Source organism: Hymenobacter antarcticus, from assembly GCF_039539545.1.
GTDB classification, from domain to species: domain Bacteria; phylum Bacteroidota; class Bacteroidia; order Cytophagales; family Hymenobacteraceae; genus Hymenobacter; species Hymenobacter antarcticus.
Genome location: NZ_BAABDI010000007.1, coordinates 50,521 through 64,574, shown reverse-complemented (window position 1 = coordinate 64,574; position 14,054 = coordinate 50,521). Strand labels below are relative to the sequence as shown.

Annotated in this window: 7 protein-coding genes; 5 read left to right on the top strand and 2 right to left on the bottom strand. The window is 63.6% G+C overall.

From position 1 onward, the window contains the following. Positions 1–668: 668 nt before the first annotated feature. From ABD819_RS07190 to ABD819_RS07170, 5 genes are all read left to right on the top strand, one after another. Positions 669–2,615 carry an ATP-binding protein gene (locus ABD819_RS07190; protein ID WP_345122536.1) on the top strand — a complete coding sequence of 649 codons (1,947 nt, stop codon included), beginning with the start codon at positions 669–671 and terminating at the stop codon, positions 2,613–2,615. Positions 2,616–2,748: 133 nt separating this feature from the next. Then, entirely contained in the window at positions 2,749–3,432 is a 684-nt protein-coding gene (locus tag ABD819_RS07185) for a response regulator (RefSeq protein ID WP_345122534.1), read from the top strand. A 273-nt stretch (positions 3,433–3,705) separates the two neighbouring features. Beyond that, entirely contained in the window at positions 3,706–3,915 is a 210-nt protein-coding gene (locus tag ABD819_RS07180; protein WP_345122532.1) for a hypothetical protein, read from the top strand. Positions 3,916–4,017: 102 nt separating this feature from the next. Then, positions 4,018–10,881 (top strand): FG-GAP-like repeat-containing protein, encoded by a 6,864-nt coding sequence (locus ABD819_RS07175; RefSeq protein WP_345122529.1) that lies wholly within the window; start codon positions 4,018–4,020, stop codon positions 10,879–10,881. Between the two features lie 72 nt (positions 10,882–10,953). Beyond that, positions 10,954–11,169 carry a PID-CTERM protein-sorting domain-containing protein gene (locus tag ABD819_RS07170; protein WP_345122527.1) on the top strand — a complete coding sequence of 72 codons (216 nt, stop codon included), beginning with the start codon at positions 10,954–10,956 and terminating at the stop codon, positions 11,167–11,169. Between the two features lie 41 nt (positions 11,170–11,210). On the opposite strand, the gene ABD819_RS07165 is transcribed toward ABD819_RS07170, so the two are convergent. Together ABD819_RS07165 and ABD819_RS07160 are read right to left on the bottom strand one after the other, a co-directional pair. Then, on the bottom strand, positions 11,211–11,714 hold the full coding sequence (locus tag ABD819_RS07165) for a hypothetical protein (protein ID WP_345122525.1): 504 nt from the start codon (positions 11,712–11,714) through the stop codon (positions 11,211–11,213). 567 nt (positions 11,715–12,281) lie between these two features. Continuing rightward, complete coding sequence (locus ABD819_RS07160) at positions 12,282–13,517, bottom strand: site-specific integrase (protein ID WP_345122523.1); 1,236 nt, start codon at positions 13,515–13,517, stop codon at positions 12,282–12,284. Positions 13,518–14,054 lie beyond the last annotated feature (537 nt).

Sequence of the window (14,054 nt, the reverse complement as noted above, 5' to 3'; positions counted from 1 at the left end):
GGTAATTTCCGGGCCTTACACGACCACAAAAAACCCCACTCACAGCCTGTGAATGGGGTTTTTGCTTTTATCTGGGACGGTATCTGGGACAAATCCGGATGACCTACTATAATTTTTTGGGCGTTCGAAGTAGTGGGCTATGCTACTCTACCCCACGATTTTTTCTCCGGCTCTCTGACTTATCTGTAGCACCTGCGATTTCAGCCTCGGAAGGCTGTTTTTTGACAGATGAAGCCAGAAAAGGCCCATTTTTGACAACTCGATAATGCGTTGAAAGACAGTTTATTAAAAAATCTTGGGGTAGAGTAGTGCAAGTCTATAAACCTGTTTGGGATTTCGGTTTTTTAGTCGTTTGTCATCCTGAGCTTGCGAAGGACCTTCTCATGACTGCTCATTTTGGCCTAATTCCAAGTGGCACGAACGTGGTAAAGTCCTTCGTAAGCTCAGGATGACAGCTTTTTTGGAACCCTAAACAGCCTCTATGTCACCGCCGCTGTAAAGAGTTTTTCTCGCAGGAAAATACATTATTGATTATGAGGACTGCGCCCCTAGCCTACCTCCCTCGCATGTTACGCCCATACCCATAAATAGGTATTTGGTTTTTCAAAATTGGGGGCGTACTTGCAGCATGCCACCGGCGACTTTTCTGGCGGTTTCGTAGCTCTATCGTGCGCTTGCTCGCTCTTTCACTTTGGCTGCTACTGGCTGGTTTGGTCGGGCACTGCGCGCCTGCGCCCGTCGACACCCTGCACTTGAACTACGAAGACAGCGGTCAGTTCGGTCACTACTTCTCCTATTGCTTCGACCCGTTGGCCCGGCCCGCCACGGGCGCCCGCGCCACGGCCCTATGGGCGGCCGGGCGCTACGCCCGCATTCCGCTGGCCAACGGCGTGCTGCAGGGTGGCTACCGGCAGGACCGGCTGTGGCTGCGGGTAGCGGTGGTGAACACGCTGCCCCAGCGCACGCACTTCGTCTGGAGCCTGTACCAGTTCGTGGACAGTGCCACGCTGTACATACAGCCGGAAGGGCAAGGGCCATTGCGGGCGGCGGGCGGGGCCAGCAGCCGGGTGGTAGCGGCGGACCGGCCGTTTCCGGCGCGAGCCGTGTGCTTGCCGTTCTGGCTTGATGCCCACGCACGAGCGGTGTTATACCTGCGCGTCGAAAACCACACCGGGGCCTGGTGCCTGCCCACCGATATGAGCACCACGGAGGGCTTTCTGCGCTTCGAAACCACTTATTTTGCCTATAAGCACTGGGCCTGGCTATTGGGCTTGTACATGGGCAGCGCCCTGTTCAATCTGGTGTTTTACGCCCTGCTGCGCGACCGCATCCACCTCTGGTACGCCGCTTACGTGGTGTGCATCACCTGGTTTTTGTTGATGGAGGACAGCGTGGACGCGCTGCTGTTGCCCCAGTCAGTATATGGGCTGAGCTGGCAGTTGGGGCAGTTCAGCTTGCTGCTGCTGGCGCTAGCCGCGGAATTGCGCATCCTGGCGGGTTTCGTACGCCTGCGCCGGGGCTGGCCGCGCCTGCACACTTTGGGCCAATGGCTGAGCGCGGTGGGCGCGGGATACGCCCTGGCTTATCCCGCGCTGTACGCACTGGCCTGGCGCAGCGGCCACGCCGCCACCGCGCTGGCGATGCTCAATACCGGCCGCCTGGTGCTGCTGTGGGCGCTGCTGCTGGGCGGGGCCGCGCTGTTAGCCATGGTACTGGCGCAGGGGAGGGCTTCACAGCGGCGGCTGGCGACCCTCTACGCCAGTACTTATGCCTTTTTGCTGTTCGGCGCAGCCGAGTTGCTCCTCGATTACTCGGGGCTGGTGTACGTGCACCTCGTTGAGCCCAACTCGCTGGCCTGGAGTCTGGCCCTGGAACTGCTCTCACTGAGCGTGCTGCTCACCTGGCGCTTTCGCCAGGCCCAGCGCCGCAACGGCACCTTGCGCCAGAGCCGCTTCCGCGAGCGCGAAGCGGCCGGACTGCACCTCATTACGGCCCAGGAGGCCGAGCGCGAGGCCCTGGCCCGTGAGCTACACGATGCCCTGGCTCCCGGCCTTACGGCCCTGCACCTGGCCTGGCAAGGCCGGCAGGTGCGCCACGCCCTGGCCGAAGCCGCCCCCGTGTTGGCCGAAACCCATCAGCAAACGGAGGCCCTGCTGCGCCAACTGCGCCATGACGTGCGCGCCCTCAGCCAAGTGCTGCTGCCGGCCGGCCCCGGCGAACAGCCGCCCCTGCCCGAAGCCCTGAACCTACTGGTGGAAACCCTGTCCCTGGCCGACGCCGGCCCCCGCGTGAGTAGCTACTGCGACCCAGCCGCCGCCGACGTGCCCATACCCGTGCAACTGGCCGCTTACCGCATCGTGGCCGAGCTACTGCACAACGCGCTGCGTCATGCCCACGCCCGGCATGTGAACCTGGAAGTGCGCCGCTTACCCGCCAGCCTGCGCCTGAGCGTGGAGGACGACGGCCGCGGCTTCGACCCGCAGGCCCCACCGCCCCAGCGCGGTGGCCTGGGCCTACGCGGCGTGCAGGCCCGCGCCGGCTATCTACGCGGAGCGGTGCTGGTGAGCTCCAGGCCCGGCCAGGGTACGGTCGTCACCGTTGAGTTGCCCATCTGAGTTGTTCATCACCGGTGGTGGCTTTGGCTACTGGCCGCTGGTTATTCCGGTTGTTGGCTTCGCTGCAAACAGCTGACTGATAGTTGACAACAAACAACGCACTTATTTCAATGATTACTTAGCGTTTGTGCGTATGGCTTGCCACTTGTTACTTGTCGATGACCATCCCGCCCTCACCCGGGGGTTGGCAGCCTTGCTCGCGCAGGAGCCCGACCTTGTAGTGAGCGGGCAGTTTGCCAGCGGTGACGCCCTGCTCGAGTTCCTGGCCACCGCGCCGGGGCCGACCGCTGACCTGATATTGCTAGACCTGTATCTGCCCCCGCCGCTCGATGGCCTGACGCTGTTGCCGCGCCTGCGTCGCGGGTGGCCCGGCCTGCGCGTGCTTGTGTTCAGCAGCGCGGCCTCGCCGGTGCTGGTATCGCAGGTGGCGGCGGCCGGTGCCCACGGCTTTCTGGACAAATCGGCCGAGGCCGGCGCGTTGCTGGCAGCCATCCGGGCGGTGCATACGGGGCAGCTGGTATTTCCGGCGCGGCTGCGGGCCCCGTTGCTGCCGAGCGCGGCGGCCTGGGCCCCGGCATCCGGTGCCGCCACGCCCGGCACGGTGGCTGCCGACGCTCTACTACGACTGCGCCAGCTTTCGGCCCGCGAGCGCGAGATTATCGGCCTGGTCCGCGCCGGCTATTCCAGCCGCGCCATCGCCGACCAACTGGGCCTGACCGAAATGACCGTCAGCACCCACCGCCGTAATCTACTGCGTAAGCTCGGCCTGCACGGCGTGGCCGGGTTGGTGCGCTTCGCGCATGAGCACGGGCTGTAAACCAAATAATTAACCAGCTTATGAACGGAGTCCTGGCGGCCTGTTCGGATAACCTCTTAGGAAAAAAATTGGCGCGATAAGCCAATAAAATCATTTTATACCTATAAGTAGGTATTGCACGGGAGCAAGAATTAATTAAACTTTGCACGTTGCATCTGGCGAACGGGTAGCTGACGCCGCTGGCGCTGCAGTCTGCCAGATGCTGGCCCACTGGTTTGGCTTATTTCTCATTTGATTTCCGCTTTCAACCCTCACTTTTTCACCTCTCATCTTATGAAAAACGCTTCCGCTTCCCTCGTATGCTTGCTGCTGGCCCTGGTCAGCCTTTCGGCTTCGGCCCAAACCACCCGCCGCGTGAATAATAGCGGTATTACGGGCCCCAACATCTATGCGGATATTCAGGCAGCTATTAAGCTACAAAGGCACTGCGGTGGAAGTAATGGTTGCCGGGTACCCCCCGGCTCGGTGGCCGGACTGGGGTAGCCGGCCGTGGTAAGCTGCATTGGGCGGTAGCTTTTTAAGTATTTTTTGTTTGCCTCTTTTTGTCCTTTTATGAAAAAGCTTTGCTCTTTGTTTCCCTCCCTCATGGCCCGGTGCCGCCCCTGGTCGGGCACCCTGGTCCTGCTGCTGCTGCTGGCCCTGCCGGGGCTGGCCCCGGCCCAAACCATCACCAGCTTCTCGCCCCTGAGCGGGCCGATAGGCACGAGCGTGACCATTGTGGGCACGGGCTTCGACGCCGGGGCCAGCCAGAACGTGGTGTTCTTCGGGGCCACGCGGGCGACCGTGACGGCGGCCAGCCCCACCAGCCTGACGGTGAGCGTGCCGCTGGGCGCGACGTACCAGTACCCCTCGGTCACGAACCTGACCAGCGCCCGCACGGCCTACGCCGGCCAGCCCTTCGTCGTGACCCTGAACGGGGCCGTGGCCTTTGCCGCCGAAGTGGACTTTACCACCGGCGTATTTCCCTTTTCGGTGAGCATCGGGGACGTAGACGGAGACGGCAAGCCCGACCTGGCCGTGACCAATTTCAACAACAACACGGTGTCGGTGCTGCGCAACACGAGCACGGCGGGCACGGCCAGCTTCGCCGCCAAAGTGGACTTCGCCACCGGCGCGAATCCCCGCTCGGTGAGCATCGGGGACGTGGACGGGGACGGCAAGCCCGACCTGGCCGTGGTCAATCAGGGCGACAACACGGTGTCGGTGCTGCGCAACACGGGCACGGTGGGCACGGCCAGCTTCGCCGCCAAAGTGGACTTTGCCACCGGCAGCCAGCCCGTCTCGGTGAGCATCGGGGACGTGGACGGGGACGGCAAGCCCGACCTGGCCGTGGCCAATTTAAGCAGCGCCACGGTGTCGGTGCTGCGCAACACGGGCACGGTGGGCACGGCCAGCTTCGCCGCCAAAGTGGACTTTCCCACCGGCACGAGTCCCTTTTCGGTGAGCATCGGGGACGTGGACGGGGACGGCAAGCCCGACCTGGCCGTGGCCAATCTCGGCAGCAACACGGTGTCGGTGCTGCGCAACACGGGCACGGCGGGCACGGCCAGCTTCGCCGCCAAAGTGGACTTTGCCACCGGCATCCAGCCCTTTTCGATGAGCATCGGGGACGTGGACGGGGACGGCAAGCCCGACCTGGCCGTGGCCAATCTCGGCAGCAACACGGTGTCGGTGCTGCGCAACACGGGCACGGTGGGCACGGCCAGCTTCGCCGCCAAAGTGGACTTTGCCACCGGCATCCAGCCCTTTTCGATGAGCATCGGGGACGTGGACGGGGACGGCAAGCCCGACCTGGCCGTGGCCAATTTAAGCAGCAATACGGTGTCGGTGCTGCGCAACACGGGCACGGCGGGCACGGCCAGCTTCGCCGCCAAAGTGGACTTTACCACCGGCAGCCAGCCCCGCTCGGTGAGCATCGGGGACGTGGACGGGGACGGCAAGCCCGACCTGGCCGTGGCTAATTCAGGCAGCGCTACGGTGTCAGTGCTGCGCCAGGTAGGGACGCCGCCGGTCATCACCAGCTTGTCGCCCACCAGCGGGCCGGTGGGCACGAGCGTAACGATTAGTGGTACCAACCTGAGTGGCGCGACCAGCGTGAGCTTCAACGGCACGGCCCAGACGACCATCGGCAGCAACACGGCTACCAGTGTAGTCATGGCCGTGCCGGCGGGAGCCACCACGGGCAACGTGACCGTGACCACGCCTAACGGTACGAGTAATGGCATTTCATTTGCGGTGACGGTTCCACCACCCATCATTAGCAGTTTCTCGCCCAGTAATGGTGCGGCGGGCACGGTGGTCACCCTCACAGGCACTAACCTGACAGGCCTCACCGGGGTACGCTTCGGTGCGGGCGGTCTGAGCACACAAGTGAGTTTACTGAGCGCCACGAGCGCCACGGCTGTGGTGCCGCTGGATGCTGCCACGGGTCCTATCGCCGCGACCACGCCCAACGGCACGGGCAGCAGCGCCGGCTCGTTTGCCTATTCTTACTGCACTGCGGCGCAGGCCGCCATCACGCCGGCGGGACCGATTGCGCTGCCCTCAGGCGGCACCCAGGTCCTCACGGCCACGGCCACCACGCCGGGGTTCAATACAGGTGGCGCGGGGTTTAGTACCGGCGGGTTCGACCGTCCCCGAACACTGGCGGTGCAAGCCGACGGCAAGGTACTCGTCGGAGGCGACTCATTTACCTACAACGGCAGCAGCACAAACGGTGGCCTCGTCCGGCTCAGTGCCGATGGAACCCGAGACCTTACCTTCAATAGCGGTAATGCGGGGTTCGGGTCGAGTGGCATCCCTTCAATTGCAACAGTGCTTGTACAGTCAGATGGAAAGATTCTGGTGGCCGGCTCGTTCACGACCTACAACGGTACTGCCGTGCCCAGGTCCCTCATCCGGCTCAACGCCGACGGCAGTCGCGATGCCACCTTTAACGGGAGTAATGCGGGATTCGGGGCAACCGGTGGTGTCGAAATCGAATCGATAGTGTTGCAAGCTGATGGCAAAATCCTGGTAGCCGGTGCCTATCCTACCTCCTACAACGGCAGTACCGTACCCGCTGGCCTTATCCGCCTCAACGCCGACGGCAGCCGCGATGCTTCCTTTAACGGCAGCAATGCCGGTTTCACTGGCGGCAATGGCATCGTGCGCGGCCTTGCCCTGCAACCCGACGGCAAGGTGGTAGCAGTGGGGGAGTTCACGGCCTACAATGGGGGTGCCGCCGGGGCCATCGTGCGCCTCAACGCCGATGGCAGCCGCGACGCGACGTTTAATACGGGTGGAAACGGTTTCAATACTAACGCCGGGGCCGTGGTGGTTCAGCCCGACGGCAAAATCGTGGTCGGCAGCAACTCTACTACGTACAATGGGGTGGCCGTACCGCGGTGCCTGATACGTCTCAACGCCGACGGCAGCCGCGACGCCACTTTCAACGGCTCAAACCAAGGCTTAGATAACACCGTGCTGACCCTGGCATTGCAGCCCGACGGCAAGGTCTTAGCTGGCGGCTTCTTTAGCACCTTCAATTTCGGGGCCGTACCCCGATTGTTGGCCCGCTTTAATTCCGATGGCTCGCTCGATGCAACTTTCAACGGCGGCAATGCGGGCTTTGGAGGCAGCGGGGTATACCGCGTTGCGCTCTACCCCGACGGCAAGGTGCTGGCCGGGGGATTCTTTACCACATACAATGGCGCCCCAACTCCGGGCAACATTGCCCGCCTCAACGCCAACGGTAGCCTTAACAATACCGCCGCGCCCTTGGCTGGGGCCACTTTCGTGTTCAATCCCGGCAACACCAGCGGCAACACCCGTACCGTGAATACCAGCGGCTCGTACACAGCCACGGCCACCGACCCGGCCAGTGGCTGCACCTACACGTCGAATACGGTGGTTGTAACAGGGAGCAGCGCACCCACCCTCACCAGCCTTAGCCCCACAAGCGGACCGGTCAGCACGAGCGTAACACTGACGGGCACCAATTTCACCGGTGCCACGGCGGTCAGCTTCAACGGTACCAGTGCCCCCGGCTTCGTGGTGAACTCACCCACCAGCATTACTGTGAGCGTACCCACCGGGGCCACCACGGGCAACGTAACAGTGACTACGCCCGGCGGCACCAGCAACGGGGTGACGTTCACGGTGACCTCGCCGCTCATCATTGTGAGCACGAGCCCCACGGCCAATGCGCGTGCGGCCAGCGGCCCGGTCTCGGTCACCTTCGACCAGGCCGTGACCAGCGCCAGCACGGCGGCCCTCAAGGTGTTCAGCGCCCAGCGCGGCGGCCTGCGCACGGGGGCCAGCGGCACTACTACGGCCAGCGGCAGCACGGTGAGCTTCGCGCCCACCTTTGCCTTCCGGCCCGGCGAAACGGTGCAGGCCACCGTAACCACGGCCGCTACGGCTTCGGCCGGGGGCAGTCTGGCGGCGCCGCGCGTGTATCAGTTCACGGCGGGGGCGGGGGCGGGACCGGGTACGTTTAGCGGCGGTTCCAACCCGGCCGTGGGCACTGGTCCGGAAAGTGTGGTGGTAGCCGATGTGGACGGCGACGGGGATGGCGACCTGCTTACCGTGAACTACAACAGCAGCACAGTGAGTGTGCGCTTGAACAGCGGCAACGGCACCTTCGGGGGTGGCTCCGACCCCAGCGTAAGCAGCGGCCCCCGCACGTTGGCAGTTGGCGATGTGGATGGGGACGGGGATATTGACCTTCTTACCGCCAGCTTATCCGGCACGGTGAGTGTGCGCCTCAACAATGGCAGCGGCACCTTCGCGGGCGGTTCGCAAGCGACTGTCGGGAGCCAACCCCGCAGCATAACTCTGGCCGACGTGGACGGCGACGGCGACCTGGACCTGCTCACCGCTAACGAAGGTGACGGTACAGTGAGCATTGGCTTCAACAATGGCGGCGGCGTGTTCGGCGGCTTTCAAAGCGTAACCGTGGGGAGCAATGCCTCCGGCGTAGCGGTGGGCGACGTGGACGGTGACGGCGACCTGGACTTGCTCACGGCCAATGCCAACGCCAGCGGCACAGCCAGTATCCGCTTCAACAACGGCAGCGGCAGCTTCGGCGGCGGTACGCAGGTGGCGGTGGGCAGCAACCCCCGCACGATAGCCGTAGCCGATGTGGACGGCGATGGCGACCTGGACCTGCTCACGGCCAACGAGAGCAGCAGCACCGTAAGCATACGGCTCAATAACGGCAGTGGCGCTTTTGGTGGGGGCACCGACCCCAGCGTAGGCAGCGGCGCGCGCAGCGTGGCGGTGGGCGATGTGGACGGCGACGGTGACCCCGACCTGCTCACCGTGAACTACAGCGCCGGCACTGTCAGTGTGCGCCTCAACAACGGCAGCGGCAGCTTCGCGGGTGGCGCTGACCTCGGCGTGGGCAGCAATCCCTACCTCGCGACGGTAGCCGACCTAGACGGCGACGGCGACCTCGACTTGCTGGCCGCCAATCAAGGCAGCAACACGGTGAGCGTCCGCTTCAACCAAAATGCGGCCCTGCCCGACCTGGTAGTAAGTACCGGCAGCACCGCTAGTCCCACGGCCGTGGCGGCGGGCGCCTACAACTCCATCACCGTGACCGGCACGGGCGTGGCCCAGCTCAGCGGCAACACGACGGTGAATACCAGCGTGACCGTGAACGGAACCTTGCTCACCAACTGCCAGTCGCTGACCGGCGCGGGCAGCTTCACGCTAGTGGCCGGCGGCACGCTCGGCATCTGCGACCCGGCCGGCATTGCGGCCAGTGGCGCGACGGGGGCCGTGCAAACTAACGGCTCCCGCGCGTTCTCCACCGATGCCAGCTACCTCTACAACGGCATAGCGGCGCAGGCCACCGGCAGCGGCCTACCCGCCCAGGTGCGCAACTTGAGTACGACCAACAGCAACGCCTTAACGCTTTCGGCTCCCACCAGCGTGACGCAGGTGCTCACCGTGGGCGGGGCGGGCAACCTGGTCCTCAACGGCCGGGCGCTCACGCTACTCTCCTCGGCGGCCGGCACGGCCCTGGCCGTGAACGCCAGCACCGGCGTGGTGAGCGGCACGGCCACCGTGCAGCGCTACATCGACCCCAGCCTAAACGCCGGGGCCGGCTACCGCCACTTCAGCGCCCCGGTGAGCAATACCACCGTGGCCGACCTGGCCACGGCCGGTTTTGCCCCCGAGGTGAGCCAGGCCACGGTTTACAACGCTTCGACGACACCGGGCACCACCACGCCCTTCCCCACCGTGTTTGGCTACGACCAGAGCCGGGTGACGCTGACCAACAGCTACACCCCGTTTGACCGCGGCTTCGTGGTACCGGCCGCCCTGACGACGCCCCTGGTGGTGGGGCAGGGCTACGCCGTCAACATCCCGGCCTCGCAACTGGTCGATTTCGTGGGTTCGCTGACCAATGGCGACCAGATGCGGACCCTGAGCCGCGTGAACGGCAATCCCGATGCCGGCTGGCAGCTGGTGGGCAACCCCTACCCGGCCCCGCTCGACTATTCGCTGGTGGCTCTGGCCGACCGGGCGAACCTGGACGCCGCCATCTACGTGTACAGCAGCACCGGGCAGTACGCGGGCCAGTACCGCAGCTACGCCAATGGGGTCGGCGGCAACCCGGTGATTCCACTGGCCCAGGGCTTCTTCGCCCGCGTGAGCGCCGGCCAGACCAGCGGCTCGCTCACTTTCCGCAACAGCCAGCGCCTGACCACGCCCAACGCCACGGCCTTTCAGCGCACCACCGCCGACCCGCGCCCGCTGGTGCAGCTCGACCTCCGCGGTGCCACCGGCCCGGCCGATGCGTTCTACACCTACGCCCAGGCCGGGGCCACGCCCGCCTTCGACAACCAGTTCGATGCTGAAAAGCTGGCCAACCCCAGCGGCCTGAACCTGGGCAGCACCGCCACCTCGGGCCAGCACCTGGCCATTGACGGCCGCCCCGCGTTTGACGCCGCCACCGTGCTACCGCTGAACGTGGGCGTGCCTGCTGCCGGCACATACTCGCTAACCGCTGCTGACCTGCATAACCTGCCGGCTGGCCTGGATGCCTACCTGATAGACGCCGCCACGGGCCAGACGATGAACCTGCGCTTGCAGCCGGGCTACTCCTTTACGGTGACAACGGCCCAGGCGGCAGCGACACTAGTGGGGCGGTTCAGTGTGCAATTCAGGGCTGGGGCGCTGGCAACCGGGACGGGCCTGACGGCCGCAGCGGTTACGCTCTATCCAAACCCGGCCCACGAGACCTTCACGGTGCAAGTGCCGGCCGTGACCGGGGCGACCGTAGTCCGGGCCGAGCTGCTGAATATATTGGGCCAGGTAGTGCGGTACCAAACGGCGGCCCTATCAGCGGCGGGGGCCCTGCTCTCCGTCGACGCGGTTGGGCTGGCTCAGGGGGTGTACCTGCTGCGCCTGCAGGCTGGGGCTACCCTGGTAACCAAGCGGGTGGTGTTACAATAAACTCCCATCTGAAACTGACGGGCGGGTTCTAAACCAGGCCCGCCCCGTCAGCTTCTTCCTCCACTACTTCCTATGAAAAATTTGCTCACAATGATAATTCTGGCGGGCGGCGTATGCCTCCTGGCAGCCGCCGCCGCAAAGGCCCAGCCCGGCTCGGGCGGCCCCACGCCGGGGGCAGCACCCACTTCCATTCCCATTGATGGCGGCTCGGCCTTGCTGCTGGCTGGCGGCGTCGGCTACGCGCTGAAAAGACTGCGCGGCCGGCCGAATTGGTGGCGGAAAAAATAGGTTCTTGCGGGAGGCACCGCGGGCGTACTCGTGGGTACTGTTTATTGTTCGGCCTCCTGCCGGGCCCGCCACAGCTTCGCCCACCGCACGGTTTCATCGTAGGCTTCGTGGAATTTCTTGCTGACCTGGCCTTTGGTGTCGTAATTGCCCATGCGGGAGCTGAGTTTCACGTCGAACTCGGCAATGAATATTTTGAGCCAAACAGGGCCCTCCAGCTTCTTCAGTAGTTTGAGGTCGGCCAGGGCCCGGTACACGGCCGGGAACGTGCTTTTCATTTCAGCTGGGCGGCCGGTGAGGTCGCCGAGGTGCCAGCGGCCGGTTTTGGCGTCGACGGCCCCGAGCTGCGCCAGCAGCTCGCGCACGTTGGCGGGCGTGAGGCCGTTTTGGCAAAGCATCTGCAAGGTTTGGGGCAGCGGCTCGGGTGGTGGGGCCGGCGGGCGCGGACCAGGGGCCGGGCGCGGCACCGACTGCCGGAACTGCTCGGCCACGTTGCCGAGGCTGCGGGTGCGGCTACCATTTGCAAAGGGCACTAAAACGCCGAACAAATAAAGAAATAGTTGGGAGGTTGTTTCGTCTGCTACTTGGTGGCGCTGGACGTTGTGCTGCTCATTTTCCCACTCTGCCCATAAGTTCTGGCGGGCACCTCGCAAGGCAGAATTGCCGATGTAGGCGCAACAAGCCTCTGTGAGGCGGACGGCGAGCCACCCGTGAAAGTGACCATCGTGAAAGGGCTCTCGTCGATGATAAGGATAGTAAGCTTCCGATTTATCGTACTGCAACGGCCGGAACAAGTCAACCTCGGCCTGCACTCGCTTCAATTCTTCTGCGGCTCGCGGGTAAGGCTCTCGGTTTATTCCGCCCTGCAGACTGAGGCGGCTGAGGTACCTGAGTCGGATTTCGGGCGTTTCGCAGGCTGCGAGGTCCAATTCAAAATAGTCGATGAGGTTGGGGGAATCATCAAGGTGTGAAATAGTGAGCCAGGTAGGCGTCTCCGTGAGCCAATCCAGCAGGGCGCTGCTAACTGCTTCGGGTAAGGTGTCTACTGGTATCGGGTATTGTTTAATGACTGCCACGGAGCCGACTCTTGAGGGTAGAAAATGGAGCGGTGGAGTCTAAGCGAAGGCGCGGGAGAATTCGTCAAGCATCGTGTCCTCGCTCACATTGACGTAGCGCCGGAAGGCGGCCAGGCTTTTGTAGCCGGTAATGCGCATGACGACTTCGGGCCGTACCCCGGCCTCCAGGGCCAGTGTGACGAAGGTGCGGCGGGCCGTGTGCGTGGTCACGAACTCATACTTGGGGGCGGTGTGGGCGCGGCGCTGGCCGCCGGCATAGCGCACCCGCTCGGTGGGGGCCTCGATGCCAGCCAGCTGCGCCAGCTCTTTGAGGTGGCCGTTTAGCTTCTGGTTGGCGATGGGGCGCAGGGTGCCAGCGATGACGCGGGCCAGCAGCGGCTGGGCCTCGGGACGCACCGGCACGGTGAGGGTGGTGCGGGTTTTCTGGGTGGTCAGGCGCAGGCGGTCGGGCTGGATGTGCTCGGGCTTCAACGCGGCCACGTCGGAGAAGCGCAGGCCGGTGTATACGCCAATCAGGAACAGGGCGCGGGCGTTGTCGAGGGCGGGGTGACTGTTCAGGTCGAGGTCGGCCAGGCGCTGCACCTCGGCGCGGGTCAGGGTTAGAATTTCCGGCTCCTGGTGCTGCCAGCGGAATTGCTTGGGCTCGACTACGACGGGGTAGCCGTTCTCCTGGGCCCACACCAAAAAGTGCTTGATGCGAAACAGGTTTTTATTGATGACGCTGTCAATGAGGTTGCGCTTGGTGAGCAGGTAGCGGGCGAACTTTTCGCCGAAGCCGTGGCTCACGGTATCGAAGTCGATGGCGTAGCGTTCGATGCGCTGCATGTCGCGTAGGTGCCGTAGGCAGGTGCGGTACGTGCGAACGGTGTTGGGGCTTTGGGTGAGGCCGCGGTTCTCAATCCAGTTAGAGAAGGTGGTGAGCAGGTCCGGGCGGGCGGGGGTTGGTTCGGGGGTTGGCTCAGGCGCGGCGGCTTCAGTGTCTTCGGGTAGGGCCAGCGCGCGCAATTCATCGGCGGTGGGCATGGTGCCGGCGGCGGCGTGGGTGTCGTAGCATTTGGTTAGCCGCATTCTCATCAAATCCAGCCAATCGTTGAGCGCGCCGTTGCTGGGGTAGCCGCGGGTCAGGGCTTTCTGTTCGCTGGCGTCCCATTGCTTGGGGTGAATGGAGCGGCCGGCATACACCTTCACGCGCTTCCCCGAAAAACTGAGGAAAGCGAACAGCGGAGTTGGTTTGTCGAGTTTGGGTTCGACCAGTGAAAAGCGTATTTTTGCCATCGAAAAGGGGAATTAGTTGCCTTTCCAAATATAATCAATGCTGTCCCACCTGGGACGGAATCTGGGACAAAAAAGCCGATTCTATCGGAGGTTAACCGACAAAGACTGACTTTTGAATTTTGCAAAAGCCCGTTTCAACTTAATTGAAGGCGTTTTGGCATTTTTAGGGTCGGTTAAGGGCGGGGTGCTTTATTCCTTACACGACCACGAAAAACCCCATCCACAGCCTGTGAATGGGGTTTTTGCTTTTACCTGGGACAGAATATCGGACAATAAGGATTTGCCTCAGCCGCGAGGCCGGGGCGTGCCAACTTGCAAAATAGACATGCGAAACTGAGCCTGGTGTAAGGGGCCAGTAGCGCACCAGACCAATTGCCGCCTCAGCGCCTCCGCAAGGAGTTCAATTGCTCCAGCTGCATCAGCACCTCGAGCCCGGGTAGTGAGGCGGCCAACAATTCTACCGGATTTAATCCACGACTACCGTCATAATCGAGTGGGGCGCAGCGGCGGTTGGCCGGGTCTGAATCCGGCTTCGAA

Bases quoted from the DNA above. Each gene is read 5' to 3' on its own strand.
- ABD819_RS07185 (WP_345122534.1), top strand. From the start codon at position 2,749: ATGGCTTGCCACTTGTTACTTGTCGATGACCATCCCGCCCTCACCCGG.
- ABD819_RS07180 (WP_345122532.1), top strand. From the start codon at position 3,706: ATGAAAAACGCTTCCGCTTCCCTCGTATGCTTGCTGCTGGCCCTGGTC.
- ABD819_RS07175 (WP_345122529.1), top strand. From the start codon at position 4,018: ATGGCCCGGTGCCGCCCCTGGTCGGGCACCCTGGTCCTGCTGCTGCTG.
- ABD819_RS07170 (WP_345122527.1), top strand. From the start codon at position 10,954: ATGAAAAATTTGCTCACAATGATAATTCTGGCGGGCGGCGTATGCCTC.
- ABD819_RS07160 (WP_345122523.1), bottom strand. From the start codon at position 13,517: ATGGCAAAAATACGCTTTTCACTGGTCGAACCCAAACTCGACAAACCA.